The sequence below is a fragment of the Endozoicomonas montiporae CL-33 genome (assembly GCF_001583435.1).
GTDB classification, from domain to species: Bacteria; Pseudomonadota; Gammaproteobacteria; order Pseudomonadales; family Endozoicomonadaceae; genus Endozoicomonas_A; species Endozoicomonas_A montiporae.
Map to the genome: position 1 here is coordinate 3,713,367 of NZ_CP013251.1, position 19,107 is coordinate 3,732,473.

At 49.1% G+C, this 19,107-nt stretch carries 19 protein-coding genes and 1 tRNA gene; 10 read left to right on the forward strand and 10 right to left on the reverse strand.

What is annotated here, in order from left to right:
- Positions 1–168: 168 nt before the first annotated feature.
- A protein-coding gene (locus tag EZMO1_RS28250; protein WP_420809906.1) for an IS1 family transposase occupies positions 169–926 on the reverse strand; the annotation gives its coding sequence in 2 pieces (ribosomal slippage) (positions 169–659 and positions 659–926; 759 coding nt in all).
- Between the two features lie 88 nt (positions 927–1,014).
- On the opposite strand from EZMO1_RS28250, the gene EZMO1_RS17050 reads away from it, so the two are divergent.
- Both EZMO1_RS17050 and EZMO1_RS17055 read left to right on the forward strand, forming a co-directional pair.
- Entirely contained in the window at positions 1,015–1,338 is a 324-nt protein-coding gene (locus tag EZMO1_RS17050; RefSeq protein WP_034876894.1) for a type II toxin-antitoxin system RelE/ParE family toxin, read from the forward strand.
- Positions 1,335–1,634 carry a helix-turn-helix domain-containing protein gene (locus EZMO1_RS17055; RefSeq protein ID WP_034876891.1) on the forward strand — a complete coding sequence of 100 codons (300 nt, stop codon included), beginning with the start codon at positions 1,335–1,337 and terminating at the stop codon, positions 1,632–1,634. Before EZMO1_RS17050 ends, EZMO1_RS17055 begins: the two co-directional genes overlap by 4 nt.
- Before the next feature lie 350 nt (positions 1,635–1,984).
- On the opposite strand, the gene EZMO1_RS17060 is transcribed toward EZMO1_RS17055, so the two are convergent.
- From EZMO1_RS17060 to EZMO1_RS17070, 3 genes are all read right to left on the reverse strand, one after another.
- A tRNA-Pro gene (locus EZMO1_RS17060) sits at positions 1,985–2,061 on the reverse strand.
- Positions 2,062–2,121: 60 nt separating this feature from the next.
- Positions 2,122–2,649, reverse strand: coding sequence for an O-acetyl-ADP-ribose deacetylase (locus EZMO1_RS17065; RefSeq protein WP_034876889.1), 528 nt, complete (start codon positions 2,647–2,649; stop codon positions 2,122–2,124).
- 6 nt (positions 2,650–2,655) lie between these two features.
- Positions 2,656–4,017 carry a class II 3-deoxy-7-phosphoheptulonate synthase gene (locus EZMO1_RS17070; RefSeq protein ID WP_034876886.1) on the reverse strand — a complete coding sequence of 454 codons (1,362 nt, stop codon included), beginning with the start codon at positions 4,015–4,017 and terminating at the stop codon, positions 2,656–2,658.
- 527 nt (positions 4,018–4,544) lie between these two features.
- On the opposite strand from EZMO1_RS17070, the gene EZMO1_RS17075 reads away from it, so the two are divergent.
- The gene (locus EZMO1_RS17075; protein WP_034876883.1) at positions 4,545–4,781 is read left to right on the forward strand and encodes a hypothetical protein; all 237 of its coding nucleotides are present in this window, start codon (positions 4,545–4,547) and stop codon (positions 4,779–4,781) included.
- A 39-nt stretch (positions 4,782–4,820) separates the two neighbouring features.
- Here the strand turns inward: EZMO1_RS17075 and EZMO1_RS17080 are convergent, their stop codons facing one another.
- From EZMO1_RS17080 to EZMO1_RS17090, 3 genes are all read right to left on the reverse strand, one after another.
- Positions 4,821–5,657 (reverse strand): sulfurtransferase, encoded by an 837-nt coding sequence (locus EZMO1_RS17080; protein ID WP_034876880.1) that lies wholly within the window; start codon positions 5,655–5,657, stop codon positions 4,821–4,823.
- Between the two features lie 95 nt (positions 5,658–5,752).
- Positions 5,753–6,283, reverse strand: coding sequence for an acyl-CoA thioesterase (locus tag EZMO1_RS17085; protein WP_034876877.1), 531 nt, complete (start codon positions 6,281–6,283; stop codon positions 5,753–5,755).
- A 297-nt stretch (positions 6,284–6,580) separates the two neighbouring features.
- Positions 6,581–6,913: a hypothetical protein gene (locus EZMO1_RS17090; protein WP_034876874.1), complete on the reverse strand. Its 333-nt coding sequence runs from the start codon at positions 6,911–6,913 to the stop codon at positions 6,581–6,583.
- Positions 6,914–7,072: 159 nt separating this feature from the next.
- Between EZMO1_RS17090 and EZMO1_RS17095 the strand changes: the two genes are divergently transcribed.
- The 4 genes from EZMO1_RS17095 to EZMO1_RS17110 are packed head-to-tail and all read left to right on the forward strand — an operon-like array spanning position 7,073 to position 10,746.
- Positions 7,073–8,023: a glycosyltransferase family 2 protein gene (locus tag EZMO1_RS17095; protein ID WP_034877548.1), complete on the forward strand. Its 951-nt coding sequence runs from the start codon at positions 7,073–7,075 to the stop codon at positions 8,021–8,023.
- Between the two features lie 20 nt (positions 8,024–8,043).
- Positions 8,044–8,409 carry a GtrA family protein gene (locus EZMO1_RS17100; RefSeq protein ID WP_034876871.1) on the forward strand — a complete coding sequence of 122 codons (366 nt, stop codon included), beginning with the start codon at positions 8,044–8,046 and terminating at the stop codon, positions 8,407–8,409.
- Positions 8,406–9,233, forward strand: coding sequence for a ChbG/HpnK family deacetylase (locus tag EZMO1_RS17105; protein WP_034876857.1), 828 nt, complete (start codon positions 8,406–8,408; stop codon positions 9,231–9,233). Before EZMO1_RS17100 ends, EZMO1_RS17105 begins: the two co-directional genes overlap by 4 nt.
- The gene (locus EZMO1_RS17110; RefSeq protein WP_051790085.1) at positions 9,214–10,746 is read left to right on the forward strand and encodes a glycosyltransferase family 39 protein; all 1,533 of its coding nucleotides are present in this window, start codon (positions 9,214–9,216) and stop codon (positions 10,744–10,746) included. Before EZMO1_RS17105 ends, EZMO1_RS17110 begins: the two co-directional genes overlap by 20 nt.
- A gap of 62 nt (positions 10,747–10,808) precedes the next feature.
- On the opposite strand, the gene EZMO1_RS17115 is transcribed toward EZMO1_RS17110, so the two are convergent.
- The 3 genes from EZMO1_RS17115 to tadA all read right to left on the reverse strand — a co-directional run bounded on the left by EZMO1_RS17115 (position 10,809) and on the right by tadA (position 16,417).
- Positions 10,809–11,279 carry an outer membrane lipoprotein gene (locus tag EZMO1_RS17115; protein WP_051790175.1) on the reverse strand — a complete coding sequence of 157 codons (471 nt, stop codon included), beginning with the start codon at positions 11,277–11,279 and terminating at the stop codon, positions 10,809–10,811.
- A 330-nt stretch (positions 11,280–11,609) separates the two neighbouring features.
- Positions 11,610–15,512, reverse strand: coding sequence for a phosphoribosylformylglycinamidine synthase (gene purL, locus EZMO1_RS17120; protein ID WP_034877539.1), 3,903 nt, complete (start codon positions 15,510–15,512; stop codon positions 11,610–11,612).
- A 326-nt stretch (positions 15,513–15,838) separates the two neighbouring features.
- Positions 15,839–16,417, reverse strand: coding sequence for a tRNA adenosine(34) deaminase TadA (tadA, locus tag EZMO1_RS17125; RefSeq protein ID WP_244886707.1), 579 nt, complete (start codon positions 16,415–16,417; stop codon positions 15,839–15,841).
- Between the two features lie 284 nt (positions 16,418–16,701).
- Between tadA and EZMO1_RS17130 the strand changes: the two genes are divergently transcribed.
- From EZMO1_RS17130 to sctO, 3 genes are all read left to right on the forward strand, one after another.
- On the forward strand, positions 16,702–17,190 hold the full coding sequence (locus EZMO1_RS17130) for a type III secretion system chaperone (RefSeq protein ID WP_034876851.1): 489 nt from the start codon (positions 16,702–16,704) through the stop codon (positions 17,188–17,190).
- Positions 17,191–17,282: 92 nt separating this feature from the next.
- A complete protein-coding gene (gene sctN / locus EZMO1_RS17135; RefSeq protein WP_034876848.1) occupies positions 17,283–18,614 on the forward strand; it encodes a type III secretion system ATPase SctN in 1,332 nt (443 codons plus the stop codon).
- 9 nt (positions 18,615–18,623) lie between these two features.
- Positions 18,624–19,085, forward strand: coding sequence for a type III secretion system stalk subunit SctO (gene sctO, locus EZMO1_RS17140; protein ID WP_034876845.1), 462 nt, complete (start codon positions 18,624–18,626; stop codon positions 19,083–19,085).
- Positions 19,086–19,107 lie beyond the last annotated feature (22 nt).

Sequence of the window (19,107 nt, forward strand, 5' to 3'; positions counted from 1 at the left end):
TATCAATGAGATCGCACATAACAAAGTTTTCCACCAGAACTGCGCCTTCGGCTTGGCAGGTGAAAACGGCGTTATGTCGCAGCAGCCAACCCCTCATAAATCTCAGGGAACTATTTCTTGCAAGAGTTATCAAATATGATAACCTTTCTGGGTAGTGGGCCAGAACTGTTATATCGCGTGAATATTGACCCCAAACTCAACTTTATTAATCAATAATCCAATAACAATATCGTGCATCTTTTCGAGCTTTGAAAAACAAATTGTCTTTCTGGCCAACCGTTTAATCCAAGTCCGAAAATTAAGGTTTTTACGCTCTATCTTCTGAGTGTTTGCTTTACCAATAATATGCATGTTTTCATCAAGGTGTCGCTCATAGGCTCCCCAATCATCGGTGTAAAATTTATTAATACCAAATGGCTTCAGAAGTGTTTTGAGTTCTTTAAAAACTTCATCTTTCCGTTTTCCGAAAACATAAGCAAGCACGGTATTTGTAGCGTGATCAACAGCATACCAAAGCCAGCGTTGGTTCGATTTATCATGAACATACGACCACTGCTCATCTAGCTCAGCCTCTTGGCAGACAAGCCCTACATGAATAATTGCATCTGACTTGAGATCAATAGTTTGAATATTTGGGTTGACCTTTACCAGACCGCTTTCTTTTTTTTTAGAGTCTTTATTACTGTTGTCTTGCTTATTCCGAGTACTTTACTTGTATCCCTGATTCCGCTGCCATTTATTGCCATATCGATGATTTTTTCTTTAACGCCAGGCTCACAGGCCTTGTAGCGATATTCAAGCATGAAGGTTTTGATTTCACATTTGTCATTACAGCAATAGTATCGTGGAACATCATGAGTGCTGTATCCGAAAGGCCGAACTTGGTTACTGCCACATGTTGTACAGAGGACTTGCGTAAGGCACATTTTTAAACCGCATTTTTCAAAGTTGCCGAATGTCGTATTTTAGCAGACAGGGCTAGAATCACAGAACTGTGCCACTACCCCTTTCTGTATGAAGTGGCGTATTACGTTTTACAGCAAGAAAATAGAGGAAGAGACTCTGAGTTTCCCTTCGGGGATCTTGGCTAACTTCATCCATATAGCTGAAATGATTGAAGAATTTGGTCCTGCTCTTGGCAAGCCATATACAGCTCCAATGGGTGACGGTCTCTTTGAGATTAGAGCAAAAGGCAAAGAAGGTATCGGTCGTTCTCTGTTCTGTCAGGTCAAGGGGCAAGAGGTTATAGTTCTTAACTCCTTCATCAAGAAGACTCAGAAAACACCAAAAAAAGAGCTGGAACTTGCCAGAAAACGAATGAAGGAGGTCAAAAAATGACAAGACCAACATTTTCTGATTTCAAGAAAAAAGCTCTCAAAAATCCAGAAGTAAGAGCTGAATACGAAGAACTTGAATTGGCTTATGAGCTGCGCAAACAGCTCATTGCCTTGCGTAAAGAAGCAGGTTTAACCCAAGAAGAGTTGGCTGAGATTCTGCACACGCAGAAAAGCAATATCTCACGACTTGAGAACGTCAACTCAAAAACATCACCGAAGCTGTCAACAATCGAAGACTATGCAAAAGCTATTGGTTACAAGGTGAAAATCAGCTTTGTGCCACAAGCTGCAACATAACAAATGGTTCCAGTTCGTTCCGGGGCTGCGCCCCTCCACCCGACGCCGCCGTCGGCGGCGCGGCTGAACCAGGCGTTATGTGGCTAAACCAAGTCTCGGTAACCTTCAACCGAGAACTGCACGATAAAGTAATTGGTGAATTCATCTCAAGAAATCACTATCAACGTATCTAGTACGTCACCTCGAACAGAGGCAGGCAAGAAAATCTATATTCGTAAAGCCTCCAAAGTCAAGGGTTCAAAATGAACGACAGACACAACTTAAACAGTTGTTTTGTTCTCACTTTTGTTCTCAAACGCCTTTATTCAGGCACAAAAGAAGAGCTACATAACTGTAACCCTTGATTTTACTGGTCGGCGTGAGAGGATTCGAACCTCCGACCCTTTCGTCCCGAACGAAATGCGCTACCAGGCTGCGCTACACGCCGAGTATCACTCGGAATCCATTTTAGTTATCTGACCAATCGTGTCAATCCCCTACTCCAAAGCTACTTCTCTGCAACTTCTCGAAATATACGACGGTAGATATCTACCATTGGCTGACTAAAAAGAACAAATATAATTTTGTCTGGAGAGGGCGACGTTTTCAGCCACTCAGCAACTGTCGTGATAGCTATCCGGGCTGCCTCTTCATGAGGATAACCATAAACACCACAGCTAATTGCTGGGAAAGCAAGACTCTTGAGCTGTTCCTGCACTGCCAGTTCCAGTGTACTTTGATAACAGGAGCGAAGTAATTCGGCTTCACCGGCCTGACCACCCTGCCATACCGGCCCAACGGTGTGCAGTACCCTTTGTGCCGGAAGATTAAAAGCCGGAGTCGAACGCACTTGCCCTGTTGGGCATCCGTCGTATTGTCGACAGGCTTGCTGAAGTTGTTCAACACCTGCCGCCTGATGTATAGCTCCATCCACTCCACCGCCGCCAGCCAGGCGACTGTTAGCGGCATTCACTATGCCATCCACTGACATTTGGGTGATATCACCTTCTACAATCTGAATCCGGCTTTTAATCATTACTTTTCACTGATTACTGAGTTTTCGGCAATCCTTCATCGTTTCTGCGATCAGGTAAGCCAGCTCCAGAGCCTGATCGGCGTTCAGGCGCGGATCACAGTGGGTATGATAACGGTTGCCAAGGCTGTCAACTGTCACGGGTCGAGCCCCGCCAATACATTCCGTGACATTCTGTCCGGTCATTTCAAAGTGAACACCGCCTGCGTAAGTACCTTCAGCACGGTGTACTTCAAAGAACTGTTTAACTTCAGTCAGTACCTTTGATACTTCACGGGTTTTATAGCCGTTATCCGCTTTAATGGTGTTGCCGTGCATCGGGTCACAACTCCACAAGACCTTTTTACCTTCCCGCTCAACCGCACGAATCAGGTTTGGCAGATTGCTCTCAACATTGTCCGCACCCATTCGCACAATGACATTCAGCCGACCCGCTTCATTCTCAGGGTTCAACAGGTCAATCAACCTGATTAAATCTTCCGGAGGCAACGTAGGACCCGCTTTCAAACCAATCGGATTGTGAATACCACGGGCAAATTCAACGTGCGCACCTTCAACCTGACGAGTCCGGTCGCCAATCCATAACATGTGCGCTGAACAGTCATACCAGTCGCCGGTCAGGCTGTCCTGACGGGTCATTGCCTGTTCATAAGGCAGCAGCAACGATTCGTGGGAGGTATAAAAATCGGTTTCGCTAATAGCGGCAGAGTTTTCAGCAGTAATCCCGCAGGCTCGCATAAAATCAAGCGATTCATCAATGCGGTCAGCAAGATGTGAATACTGCTCAGACTGTGGACTATTGGCGACAAAGTCCAGATTCCAGGCATGCACCTGTTCCAGAGAAGCCAGACCACCCTGTGCAAAAGCGCGCAACAGGTTCAGTGTTGAAGCTGCCTGATGATAGGCCATCAGCATGCGCTCAGGGTCTGGTGTGCGACTTTCGGCTGAAAAATCCATCCCGTTGATGATGTCACCACGGTAAATGGGCAGCTCGAGACCATTGATGGTTTCTGTACCGGAAGTACGTGGCTTGGCAAACTGACCGGCCACTCGACCTACCTTGATCACCGGAGAACTGGCACCGAAGGTCAGTACCACGGCCATCTGCATCAGTACTTTAAAGGTGTCACGAATATTATCGGCACTGAATTCCAGAAAACTTTCAGCGCAATCGCCACCCTGCAACAGGAAAGCCTTCCCTTCCGTCGCCTGGGCCAGACGTCTGCGCAACTCCCGCACTTCACCAGCAAATACCAGCGGCGGCATTTTACGCAACCGGTTTTCGACCTGTTGCAGGTGTGCCTGATCTGGATACTCTGGCAGCTGGATAACGGGCATCTCTCTCCAGCTGTCAATATTCCATTGCTTCATTCACTTCTCTCATGAATCAATATTACTCAAGCTGGCAATACTACAACACTTAAATCAACAAAGCTGTGTTCTGCGCTCAAACATTTTTTGCATTTGCAGAGGCAACCATTAACCGCCACCGCAAACTAACAAGTTCACATAATCACACAAATAAACGGGTATTAAAGCACCAATAAGCTCTACGGACTTTACACAGTCGAAAATCACTGTTATACAGTACACAACGAACTCGATTAGATAGTTTTACCTAAACATGACTTTTCAGACTTCCATGACCAACACCCTTAAGAAACGCTCCATTATGATGATGTGGTGCGGGGTCTGTTGTGGATAGCTGAAAAGCACTGAACAGGCCCCCGCATCAATACGATCCGGGGGCTTTTTTTTGGGTGAATGAAACGCCTTATCGCATCTGCCAGTAAAGGAAACAGATGCAGGTAATCAACCATGAGCAGAAATTGCCGTTAATTCACAGCATTACGCTTTCAATGAAATAACAGCATTTTCACAGTAAAAAGGACAAGACAGTGAGTTATCTGAAACTGAAACTGGTCACCACCGGCAGCCTTGGCAACCTGGAAAGAGTGCTTCACTCAGATGTGGACTATGAATTGAAAATCAACCACTTCTCTGCAGAGCACAACACCGATCGTAATTGCTATGAAGTGGAAATGTGCATTTCCGGTTTTCAGACTCAGGATCAGATTATTATGAAGCTGGCAGGCGAAAAAGAGATTCGAGAACTGACTCCTCTGCGTAGATGATGGCATTTAAAGGAGTCAGCACCGCGTGTTCTGACTCCTTCACAGCGTACCAACAGGACGGGATTCATCCGTAATCCACTCACTCCAGGAACCCGGATAGAGCTTTGCGCCTGACAACCCTGCATATTCCATGGCCAGGAGGTTATGGCAAGCAGTCACACCCGAGCCACAGTAAAAAACAGGTTCCAGCCCGACAGGCAGTAAAGCGCTGAACGTCTGTTTGAGCTTTTCCGGTGACAGGAACCGCCCCTCATCATCCATATTGTCCGAGAAAGGGTGGCACAACGCTCCGGGAATATGACCAGCCTTTGCGTCTATGGGCTCCGACTCCCCTGCATAACGCTCATAAGACCGTGCATCAACCAATACAAAACGCGGATCTTCAAGTTGATCTGCAATCGTGTCGGCAGACACGGTTTCATTATCATGCAAGTGACTTACGAAATGACTGAAGCGAACTTCTGGTAACTCGGAAGTTACAGGGTACTTGCCAGCCAGCCAGGCTTTATAACCACCATGCAGTACACTGACATGCCGGACACCTATCCAACGCAATTGCCACCATGCTCTTGCTGCCATGGCATGCCCACCATCGTCATAAACGACGACATGAATGTCATCGTTTATGCCCCAGCTGCAAACACGCTGCAAAAAAACATCCGGTTCAGGCAACGGATGTCGTCCTGTTTTCCCCAGGATAATGGTTCCCGACAAATCGTCTTCCAAATCAACATAACAGGCTCCCGGCAAATGTCCCTGCTGATACAAGGCACGTCCCGCAGAAGCATTGCCCAGATCATAACGGGCATCAATAATCACGATGCGATCATCATTCAGCAGAGTAGCCAGAACTTCTGGTTCAATCAGTGGCGACATTAAGTACTCCATTAACAGGCTGGAACAATGAGAGAGTACCACGGGCGGGAATCACACAACAGGAACACCCTGCTATCAGGCTATGGTTCCGGCGGCTATGGCTCTGGCGGCCATGGGCGTAAAGCATCGCCTTCAGCCCATGCTTTTACCCAGTCAGGCAATTCGGTTTTCCATTGCTCTATACCCATCTCACGCAGTACATCCTCAGTGGGCACAGTGCCACTTTTACTGGTAATGGCCGTTCTCAACAGAACGGAGGAAACCGGTTGTCCTTTTACCCACATGGACTGCGCCACATAGGACCAGCGGCCTTCCATGCCCAACAGCTGAGTTCGCATGGTTACCCGGTCAAACATTCTGACCCGACGCCTGTAACGAACAGAACTGCCTGCGACCACAAATCCCCAGCGATTTTTTCTCAGTACAGCAGACAAGCCTGTTCGGATAGACAAATCAAAGCGGCCAATATCGTATAAAGTCAGCACGCGGCCATTATTGACTTCCATAAACATATCCAGATCCAATGGCTGGCACCGAAAGGTGGTTTCACAAACACCATCAGCAGGGACGGGCGGAGCAAATCGCGCTTTGATACTTGACGTCAGAAGACGTATAAAAGGGTACATAAAATCCTTTTTGATAATCTATTTATTAGAAGTTATAAAAATAGCGGTTGATTATCAGCCGTTCCAAGTTCACCAGAGAAACGAGACTTTTGCAACGCAGGAAAGAAGGGAAAACAAGGTTTTGAGGAAAGGTACAAAAAATAAACCCGCCAATTCCTTGGCAGGTTGTATCACATCCATGTGATGAGTGCTGTCCTTGCAATTACAAGATAACAATACCGGGATCAGACGAGCTATAGGCAGATGACAGTACTGCCTGTGAGAAATATCCTACAAAATGCTTATCCATTCAAATTCTTACTGAATCCCGGCAGACTTATCCACTACCTGGTTATCAATAATGACTTTTTCAGAAAGAATACTGGAGATTTCATCCGAATCCTCCGTGCCATTCTGAATCACAATACGGGTCACGGAGCCTGCGCTGTCGTCTTTATCAAAGTCATAGCCTTCAGGAAACACCGGTTCATTGCCCATTGGTTCCTGGAACATAACGGTTTCCTCAACAACCGCTTCTGCTGGCAACTCCGTCGCAGCCTCTTTGTTGTCATCCGGCAATAGAAACAGACCGGTGACAATTGCACCAATGCCCACTGCCAGACCTGCACCCCAAAGTACTTCCTTTCTCATATCAAACCTCAAGCCGAAAACGTTGCGACGACTTTATGGGCATACCTTACCAAAACCAGTCCCGAGTCATCTAATTAGGGTTTACAACCATAACCGTTTATACTGGTGCTGTTAACTGATCTGTTACCAATAATCATAAAAGAAACAACCGGAGTGCTGATGACCGACAACACTTCCTTTAGCCTGAGCTGTGTAGTACCCGTGTATAACGAAGGACCGGTCATTGCACAATTTCTGGAAGCGCTACAGGAACGGCTACAGGGAATCACGCCGGATTACGAGATTATCGTGGTGGACGACGGCAGCCAGGACAACACTGTCCAGCTGGTAGAAGGCTATTGCGACGGGCAACATATCAAGCTGCTTGAACTCTCCCGCAACTTTGGCAAGGAAACCGCGCTGACAGCAGGTATTGATGCCACAGACAGCGATGCTGTTATTCTGATCGATGCCGATTTTCAACACCCTCTGGACATGATTTCGGTCTTTGTCGATTACTGGCGGCAAGGCTATCAGATGGTCTACGGGATTCGTCAGGACAGAGACAACGAATCCTATCTCAAGAAAAAAGGTGCTCAACTCTTTTATCAGATCATGCACTACAGTACGGGAATAAATGTGCCTGCTCACGCCGGTGATTTCCGACTGATGGATCGCAAGGTGATTGAAGCCCTCAAATCCATGCCCGAACGCAACCGGTTTATGAAAGGCATCTACGCCTGGGTCGGGTACAAAACCATCGGACTGCCTTTTCAGGTTCAGGATCGTATGGCCGGGGAATCCGGTTGGGGGTTTGCCAAACTGACCAGTCTCGCCTTATCCGGCATTACTGCATTTACCACGTTACCATTGAGAATTGTGGGCGGACTGGGTCTGCTGATCTCGATTATCTCGGTGTTTTACGCCTTTTTCATTATATTCAGGACGCTTTTTCTCGGCACTCCTCTGCCCGGTTGGCCAACCGTCATCGTTGCCATTACGTTTATCGGAGGTATACAACTGCTGTCTCTCTGGGTGCTGGGGGAATACATCGCCGGTATATTCAATGAAGTCAAACAACGACCCAAATATCTGATTCAACGACAAATTGGTTTTAATAAAAAACAGTAACACGACGACAACGGTCATTCATGCAGATCATTAAGTTTACCGTGGTAGGGGCCTTTGCGGCGTTGGTTCACCTGATCACACTCTGGCTGGGTGTGAACTTTCTGGCACTGGACCCTGTGATTGGCAATATCATTGCTTTTGTCTTTGCTTTTACAGCCAGCTTTTGCGGTCAAAGCCTGTGGACATTTAATCACAAATCCCATAATCCCTCGGCTGCACTGCGCTACCTGATGGTACAGTTACTTTGCAGCTTCTTACTGAATCAGTCTTTCTATACGTTGCTGATTGTTTACACATCGCTGCATTATCTGGTGTCCAGTTTTATTGTCCTGATCACTATTCCTGTTATCACCTTTACTCTCAGCAAATACTGGGCGTTTCGATGAAAAAGCTGACTCTTTGCGCAGACGACTATGGTATGCACCCTCAGGTATCGAGAGCAATTGTTGAACTGATTCAACAACAGCGAGTTCAGGCCACCAGCTGCCTGGTAACTTCAGATTACTGGCAAGAGTCTGTTCATTTTGTCAACGATATCCGAACTCAGGCTGATATCGGCCTGCACCTGAACTTTACCGAAGGTAGCGGCCTCAGTAATGCCTTTGTTAATGGTCTGCCCGGTCTGGGAAAAATGCTGGCACTCAGTCATCTGCGCCTGCTGAATACCGGTCATCTGGTGGAAGAAATTTCTGCACAGTTTGAAGCCTTTACCTCGGCAACTGGTTTTTTTCCTGATTTTATCGACGGTCATCAGCATGTACATCATTTGCCTCAGGTTCGCGACGCCCTGCTGAAAGTGATCAGTCGTTATTCCTTATCTGAACGTTTTTGGGTTCGAAGTGCTTATCCAATGGTATCTGCAACGTCAGACTTAAAAGCCCAAATTATTGTAGGCAGTGGTGCCAAGGCATTTTCCAGACAACTGCAAAGCAATAGCATTCATCATAATTCATCGTTTGCGGGTGTATATTCCCTGACACCCAACCAGCCTTTCAGACAGTACATGCGACAATGGATGCATCATTTGCAACACTATGGATTGGTGATGTGCCACCCTGCACGCGCGGCCAGTCCGGGTCAGTTTGACCACTCCAGAACCCGGCTGCAGGAATATAACTACCTTAAAAGTCAAGAGTTCATTGCTGACTGCAGAGAAAACACCATTAAGCTTGTGAGGTTTTCAATAAACCATGGATCACCCGCATCCTGATGCCAATGATACGCTGAAACACCCTTTACGATGGCTCGGTCTCCTTTGCCTGTTTCAGATTACCCTGTGGACACTGGCTCCCAACTGGGTTCGGCACACACTTAATTCCGACACGCTGGAAGGCATCACCTGGGGCAACCTCTGGCAATGGGGTTACGACAAACACCCGCCACTGGCGGCCTGGATAACAGCCCTGTTTGCCCGGTTGAGTGAAACTTCAGACCTTCCGGTCTACTTTCTGGCGCAGTTGTCCATTGTTATTGTTTTTATTGCTGTATGGCGGCTGGCCAGAGAATATCTACCCACCCATGGCGCACTACTGGCTGTTTTTTTATTACAGGGTGTTTTGTTTTATAGCAACCGGATAGAAAGGGTAACACCCGACACCATTCAGGGTCCTGTCTGGGCGCTGCTGGCACTGACCTTTTATTTTGCGGTCACTCGTGAATCGCTCAAATACTGGTTATTAACCGGCGTTTTGGCAGGTCTTGCGATTTTGGCAAAGTATCAGGCTGCCGTTTTGTTTCTGCCTCTTTTGGTGGTGTTGTTCATTACCAAAGAAGGCATAAGCAACCTGAAAACAGCAGGCCCATGGCTGGGCGGAGTCGTTGCCGCCCTGATTGCTTTACCGCACGTACATTGGCTGATGGAGAATGACTTTGCAGCGGTTGGTTATCTGGAAGACACTTACGTTAATAATCCTGATATTCAATCCAGTTCGCGCTTTTATTACCCGCTATCCTTCACCATCAACAGTTTTAACAACATTATTCCCCTGTTGCTGCTATGCATTCCCCTTTACTGCGCCAGAACGCAAGACAGCCACTACAGCGCATTCAAATCCCGTTTTCTTACGGCTATTGCACTGGGACCGTTTGTGCTGACTCTATTGTTTGGGCTAGTAACCGGAGAAAAGCTGATCCCCCGCTGGGCAACCCCTTACTTCGCCTGGCTACCACTGTTTCTTCTGGTCAGGTTGCAGCCCGAAATACCCTACAAACGATTCAAAACCCTCGTTGTCTGCTGCTTAGCACTTGGTCTCACTTTCTGTGCCTTAAGAACCGGTTATCAGTACTATAAGCCCTTATATAAAGAACGGTTCTGGGAATCAGACGAATACATGCCTGCCCGCGAAGAGATGGCCTACGCCGAAAAACTCTGGCAGAAGCATCACGATTACCCAATGCCTTATTTGGGCGGATTACATTACCACATCGCCGAACTGGCAGCCTACAGCCAGTATGACCCGATCCCCTTTTTTGGACTGAATCCTGCTGAAAGCCTGTGGATGGATCCTGCCGACTTTCGTACCAAGGGTGGTATGATTCTGATACGTCATGGCCGAAAGAAAACAGGAGAAGTACAGGAACGTTTAAAGAGCAATTACCCTGAAGCCATTTATATAGGCAGCCATAACTTCAAACCTGTCAGCCGTCTGGATGTAGAGCCACCGATAGAATTCACAACAGATTACTATCTGCTGGAACCTGAGCCAGACAAAGAAATGCCTTAACAAAAAAGCCGCTCCATGCTGAATAGCAAAGAGCGGCTTTATAGAATCTGACGCACTAACGCTTACTGAACGCGCACCACACGGCTGGTTGTGCCTTGGGTCAGAACCTTCACCCGATCACCGGCGTTAAAAGTCGCAGCAGGATCATGCTGCTGAACCACAGAGACATAAGAACCATCTTCCAAACGCACAGTAATTTCAATGCCCTGTTTGGTGGTGAGCTTTTTCTCGGCCATATTACCGAGTACACCGCCAGCCACAGCACCGGCAATACCACCAATAATGCCTTCATTGCGCCCACCAATCTGGGAACCCAGAACGGCACCGGTTGCACCGCCCGCCAGTGTACCCACTTCACCCTCAGTGCCTTGAAGTTTTACAAAACGGGCTTCAGCCACTGTGCCAAAACGGACAACCTGCATCTGTCTCGCTTCACCACTGGAATAAGTGGTACCCGTCAAATCGGACATACAGCCGGTCAGCGAAACGGCAACAAGGACAGCAAGGCCAGCCTGTTTGATTTTGTTTGTCATAAATGTCATCTCCTGCATCATCCTTTATTGCCAACCGCTCAGGGTATGATGTTTAGTGTTAAAAAAGGAGCGGCCTTTTATACCAATTCCATCTTCTAAACATGAATTGCGCAGCCATTCCAAACCACTGGCTCTGCGTCAGAACTCCTCGCAATACCCAAAGGGCACAAGTAGCCAGCTATTACTCGTCATTCTTCCTTGCCCAGCGATTTAGAATGACTTGCTCATGGTCATATTTAGAAGACGGAATTGGTATTACAAGCCTGCTCCTTTATTGTACTCATTGGAGCCTCTGCCAGTCAGGGAGTTACAACCCTATCAGCCAGATTATCAGTCAACCCACACTCGTGCATTGCGGAACATCCGCAACCAGGGCGAATCATCCTGCCAGTTGTCCGGATGCCAGCTGTTCTGAACGGTTCTGAAGACTCGCTCAGGATGGGGCATCATAATCGTCACCCTGCCATCGGCAGAGGTCAGGCCGGTAATCCCGCCGGGTGAACCATTAGGGTTGTAAGGATAGCGTTCTGTCGCCTGCCCCTGGTTATCCACATAGCGCAATGTCAATTGCCCGGACTCCTGCAGATGCTGAATATGCTCTGCCTTGCGAAACTCGGCATGGCCTTCACCATGAGCCACGGCAATCGGCATACGGGAGCCTTCCATGCCACGCAGGAAGATTGAGTGACTTTTCTGAACTTCCACCATGGCAAACCGTGCTTCGAACTGCTCGGACTGATTGCGCACAAAATGCGGCCACGCCTCGGCACCGGGAATCAGCTCATGGAGATTGGAGAACATCTGGCAACCGTTGCAGACACCCAGAGCAAAGCTGTTTTTCCGATCGAAGAAGGCAGCAAACTGTTCACGGGCACGACGGTTGAACAAAATAGATTTCGCCCAACCTTCCCCTGCACCCAGCACATCACCGTAAGAGAAGCCGCCACAGGCCACCAAACCGGTAAATTCATCCAGCTGACGGCGACCATTCAGGATATCGCTCATATGCACATCAACAGCCGCAAAACCTGCCTTATCGAAGGCTGCCGCCATTTCTACATGGCCGTTTACACCCTGCTCTCGCAGAATAGCGACCTGAGGACGAACACCGGTGGCAATGAAGGGCGCCGCCACATCGTTATTGATATCAAATGGCAAAGAGGCATGCAGACCCGAATCACGATCGTCCAGCAGGTTATCAAACTCCTGACGAGCACACTCGGGATTGTCACGCAGCGCCTGGATTCGATAGCTGGTTTCTGCCCACCAGCGTTGATATTTCACACGGCTTTCAGACGTCAGCGTCTTGCCCCTGAACAGCAGGTTCACACGCTGATCCTGACGCAGGGTACCAATGGTGTGAGTACATTCACCCAAACCCGCTTCTGCCAGAATATCCTTAACCCTTCCTTTATCCTGCGCACGCACCTGAAGAACCGCACCCAGTTCTTCGTTAAACAGTGCTGGCAGAATATCATCCGATGACTGAACCAGTTTCTCCAGATGAATGTCCATGCCGGCACGTCCGGCAAAGGCCATCTCGACCAGCGTGGTAAACAGGCCACCGTCAGCACGGTCGTGATAAGCCAGCAAAAGTCCCTGTTCCATCAATTGCTGAATAGCAACAAAGTAAGCTTTCAGGTCTTCTGCAGAATCGACATCGGCAGCCGTATCACCAATCTGTCCGAACACCTGTGCCAGAGCCGAACCACCCAGACGGTTTTTGCCACGACCCAGATCTACTAACAGCAGGCGGCTATCGCCTTTGTCCAGCCGTACCTGAGGCGTCACTGTTTTACGAACATCTTTGACCGGAGCAAAAGCTGAAATCACCAGAGACAGTGGCGAGGTGACCGACTTGTCTTCACCCTCTTCTTTCCAGCTGGTGCGCATGGACATAGAATCCTTGCCTACAGGAATCGCGATACCCAGTTCGGGGCACAGCTCCATACCCACCGCCTTGACGGTTTCATAGAGTTTTTCGTCTTCACCGGGATGACCGGCAGGAGCCATCCAGTTGGCAGATAACTTGATATCACCCATCTTTTCAATGCGGGCAGACGCAATATTGGTAATCGCTTCACCAATCGCCATACGACCGGAAGCCGGACCGTTGATAATCGCCACAGGTGTACGTTCACCCATGGACATGGCTTCACCCGTGTAGGTATCAAAAGAGGTGGTAGTGACCGCACAGTTGGCAACCGGCACCTGCCAGGGGCCGACCATCTGATCCCGGGTGACCTGACCGGTAATGGTTCGGTCACCGATGGTGATCAGGAAACTTTTGCTGGCAACAGAGGGCAGTTTTAAAACACGCTCATAAGCTTCTTCCAGCGATATGCCACTCAGATCGATGGCATCCTGTTTAACCTGAACCGACTCCACATCCCGATGCATGCGAGGCGGTTTACCCAGCAGAACGTCCAACGGCATGTCCACCGGCTTATTGTCAAAGTGCGAGTCTTCAACCAGCAAGTGTTTTTCTTCTGTCGCTTCACCCACCACCGCATACAGACAACGCTCACGCTGACAGATAGCTTCAAACAGCTCCATATTTTCCGGAGCCACTGCCATCACGTAACGTTCCTGAGATTCGTTACACCACAGAGCCAGAGGTGACATGCCCGGCTCGTCATTCAGAATGTCCCGCATCTGGAAACGACCGCCACGATCTCCGTCGCTAACCAGCTCGGGCAATGCGTTGGACAAACCACCTGCGCCTACGTCATGGATAAAGGCAATAGGGTTCTCGTCACCTAGCTGCCAGCATTGATCAATGACTTCCTGACAGCGGCGTTCCATCTCCGGGTTATCCCGCTGAACGCTGGCAAAATCGAGATCTTCCTGCCCCTCACCCGATGTCATGGATGAAGCTGCACCACCACCCAGACCAATCTGCATGGCCGGGCCACCCAGAACAATCAGTTTGGCGCCGACAGGTATTTCACCCTTTTCAACATGATCAGCCCGGATATTACCCAGACCGCCCGCCAACATGATGGGTTTGTGATAGCCACGCACTTCCTCACCGGTTGCAGCCTTGGCAGTCTGTTCGTAAGTTCGGAAGTAGCCGCACAGGTTCGGGCGACCAAACTCGTTGTTGAAACCGGCACCACCCAGTGGGCCATCGATCATGATATCCAGCGCGGAGACAATGCGACCGGGTTTGCCATAGCCCTTTTCCCATGGCTGTTCGTAGCCGGGAATATTCAGGTTGGAAACGGTAAAGCCGGTAAGACCCGCCTTGGGTTTGGAGCCTTTACCCGTTGCGCCTTCATCACGAATTTCCCCGCCAGAGCCTGTCGCAGCACCTGCCCAGGGAGCAATAGCGGTTGGATGGTTGTGGGTTTCCATCTTCATCAGGATATGAATCGATTCCTGATGGTAGTCGTAGGTTTTGGTTTCCGGGTTTGGGAAGAAACGGCCAGCTCTGAAGCCTTCAATCACCGACGCGTTATCTTTGTAGGCCGACAACACGCCTTCACTGCTCATGGTGTGAGTATTGCGAATCATCTGAAACAGCGAATGATCCTGTTTCTGCCCGTCAATAGTCCATGTGGCATTGAAGATTTTATGGCGGCAATGTTCCGAGTTGGCCTGTGCAAACATCATCAGCTCGACATCGGTCGGATTCCGCTTCAGCCTGATGTAGCTCTCAACCAGATAGTCAACTTCATCGTCTGCCAGCGCAAGACCCAGTGACTGGTTTGCCTGTTCCAGAGCTTGTTTGCCACCATCCAGAACATCAACGGTGGTCAGAGGAGCTGGCCCGGACTCTGCAAACAGGGCTTCAGCGGCCTGCAGATCATCCAGTACCGCTTCGGTCATTCGGTCATGGATTAACTCGCTGACTATAGAGACCTGCTGTTCAGTCAACGCTTCTTCAGCATGAATGTAATAGGCAATGCCGCGCTCAATGCGCTGAACATTACTTAAGCCACAGTTATGAGCAATATCAGACGCTTTACTGGACCAGGGAGAAATTGTACCGGGACGGGGCAGCACCAGCAGAAGCTTTCCTGTGCTGCTGCCTTCCTGTAAACGGGGGCCATAGGTCAACAGTTGCTTCAGAACCATCAGTTCCTGTTCAGACAGCGCCTCACTGTTCTGAACGAAATGCTGGTAGTCAGCAAAAACACCGGACACTTCCGGAATAGCGTTTTGTAGAGTTTCCAGCAATTTTTTGCTGCGAAACGGAGAAAGGGCGGGAGCACCACGCAATATCAGCATGCTTTTACCGTGAAAATACAGTTTATGAAGCTGAAAGCTCATCACAGGCAGCCTGTTCACTGCTTATGACGCACTGTTCAGCAGAACTCAGGGGGATCAAGGCGGCTATGATAATCGAAACTGCGGTACGGAAACCAGTCATGGTAAATACACATCACTGCTTATTCCTGCTCCGGTCAGTCACTAATACCAATTCCACCTTCTAAACATAAATTGCGCAGCCATTCTGAATCACGGGAGCTGCGTTGGAACTCCTCGCAATAGCTCGCTATTACTCGTCGTTCCGCCTTGTCCCGTGACCCAGAATGACTTGCTCATGATCATATTTAGAAAGCGGAATTGGTATAACACAACCGCAAGCGCTTCCTTTCTTCTTTTTTCTGTCTACGTCGTTCCCTGAAAAAAGCCGACATCATTTCACTGCATTCGTCTTGAAGAACACCCCGGGTTACTTCCACCCGATAGTTCATCTGCGGTTGATCCAGCACTTGGGTGACACTGACCACAGCGCCGGATTTGGGCTCGCAGGCACCAAAAATCACCCTGCGAATGCGGCTATGAATAATAGCACCTGCACACATAGTGCAAGGTTCAAGGGTTACATAGAGGTCACAATCCACCAGCCGGTAGTTTCCCAGCGCCCTGGCAGCCTGCTGCAGAGCCAGTATTTCCGCGTGAGCAACCGGGTTACAACCGGAAATCGGCTGATTGTGGGCACGGGCAATGATCTCACCATTTTGAACGATCACCGCACCGACCGGCACTTCCAGTTTTTCCCAGCCTTTGTGGGCTTCAGCCAGTGCTTCACGCATCCAGTCACTGTCTGGTTGCTCATTCGAGGGGTTTTCACCCGATCTACTCTCTAACACCCGTTTCAATGCCTTACCTGTATCTAATTCACTCAATAGTGACGCAGTATACATGGAAAACAGCCTGCACCGTCGCAGCCGGTCAATGTTATGACAGACACTGAATCCACAAAAAAGTTTTCAGCCTGCTATTAACTTTGCCGCTGCCTGACCGATGCTCATTATTAGGGTTCTGTAACTGCTGCAATCAAGAGAAAACCGGGAATAAAAAATAAGTGATTAAATCCCCCACGCTCTTGGCAACAGCCATATATACTGAATGAAAGTAGTTTTTCTTATTCCGGATTTGATGACTTGATGCCAGCGGAGGGTATGGTCAAATGTCTTACAAGCAGAACGTCGAAGAGAATCTGCAGCATTTCGCCGAGAGCATTGGTCTTGGCGAACTTAGTCTGAACGAACACGATGCTTGCGGGCTCTGCTTCGATGACACGTTGATTGTCAACATGGAATACCTTGAAGAAGATGAAGCTTTGGTCTTCGTTTCTTCAGTCAAACCCATGGATGCTCACGATGACTCCCGCCTCCAGCTGTTCGAAAAGCTGCTATCCCTTAATCTTCAGCACCACAGCATGCAGGGTTCCTTCATTTCCCTGAACCATGACAAAACCGAAGTTCTGCTGATTCGCTCCATGCTGGCTTCCAGCGACTACGGTAACTTTGAGTCAACTCTGGAAAAGTTCGTGAACACCCTGGAATGGATTGTGTCCGAAGTGGATAACGTAGATGAAGACGCTACACCGGCAGCCAGCACCTCTGCACCACAGCCTGGTTCCGGAGGCCCCGGTGACATGGGCATGATGGTGTAACGGAATAACATGCGAGAAAGAAAGGGCTTAACGGCCCTTTTTTTCTCTGTGAATTTTCTCCGGCAACCGATGAACAGGCAGGAGGATTCGATTTGGCAGAAGCATTAAAGTATTTAACGGATGCCCTTGAAAGTGCCGTAGGTGGTGAGCGTCTGGTAGACATTCGCGGCCGGGTTACCGAAGTACAGGGCATGATCATCAAGGCTGCCGTCCCCGGCGTTAAAATTGGCGAGCTGTGCGAACTGGTTACCCCCGGGGAAGAACAGGCCAGTTATGCCGAAGTCGTCGGTTTTCAGGGACACGAAACCGTCCTGTCACCCATGGGCGAGATCATGGGGATATCCTCCACCACTGAAGTCATTCCTACCGGCAAAGTACACCACGTTGGAGTAGGTCCCCACCTGCTGGGGCACGTACTGGATGGTATGGGCGACCCTCTGGAGAAGAACGCTTTTGACGGTATTGAACCGGAAACCTATTACCCGGTTTACGCAGACAGCCCTGACCCGATGACTCGTAAAATCATCGAAAAACCGCTGCCACTTGGGCTTCGTGTTCTCGATGGCATCCTGACCTGTGGTGAAGGCCAGCGAATGGGTATTTTCGCAGCCGCCGGTGGTGGTAAGTCCACCCTGCTTTCCATGCTGGTGAAAGGGGCAGAAGTCGATGTCACGGTACTGGCGCTGATTGGTGAACGGGGGCGGGAACTGCGGGAATTTATCGAACACGACCTTGGCCCTGAAGGCGTTCAGAAATCCGTTATAATCGTTGCCACATCCGACAAATCATCCATGGAACGCGCCAAAGCAGCCTACACAGCAACAGCGGTTGCTGAATATTTCAGGGATAAAGACAAGCGAGTTCTGCTGTTAATGGATTCGGTGACCCGTTTTGCCCGTGCCCAGCGTGAAATTGGTCTTGCCGCAGGCGAGCCACCCACCCGACGGGGTTTCCCGCCTTCCGTTTTCGCAACGCTGCCCAAGCTGATGGAGCGGGCTGGCATGTCTCATACCGGCTCCATAACAGCTCTTTATACCGTTCTGGTAGAAGGCGATGACATGTCCGAACCCGTTGCCGATGAAACCCGGTCGATTCTGGATGGGCACATTATTCTGTCCAGAAAACTCGCTGCGGCTAATCACTACCCGGCTATTGATGTACTCTCCAGTGCCAGTCGTGTGATGAATGCCATTACCCCTGCCGAACACAAAGCCGCTGCAGGTCGGCTCAGGGAATTGCTGGCCAAATATGAAGAAATCGAATTACTGGTCAAGGTGGGTGAATACAAACAGGGCTCCGATGCTACCGCCGACGAAGCACTACAGAAAATAGAAAGCATCCGCAACTTCCTCAAACAACGCACCGACGAACTCGTCACCTACGATGAAACCATCCAGCTGCTTCGGCAAGTGGTCGGTGTGTGAGCCTGAACCATGCTGCACGAACTGCTAAAAGTTAAGGAAATTCGCGAAAAATCTGCACACGATGAAGTCCAGAAGCGTAAATATCGTCTGGAAGAAGCCCACAGAGCCGTCGAGCAGGCAAAAGAAGAGTTCATTGAGTATGTGGAGTGGCGCGGTAAAGAAGAGCAACGGCTCTACGATAATATTATGAATATGGAAGTAAAACAGAATGACCTGGATCAGCTGAAACAAACAGTCGGACTGCTTCGGGAAAAGGATGTACTGCTGGAACAGGCCATCGCTGAAGCCAAAAAAAAAGTTGTGGATGCCGAACAAGCGCTTGAAGAAGCCCGTGAAGAACACGTGAAGGCAATTCAGGCCGTACAGAAGTTTGAAGAATTTACCAGTGTACTGGACGAAGAAGCGGCTAAAGAAGCAGTCCGTCTGGAAGATCTGGAAATGGAAGAGTTTACGGTAAGACCCCGTCATTAATAGGAATCATCGAATCAGTGAG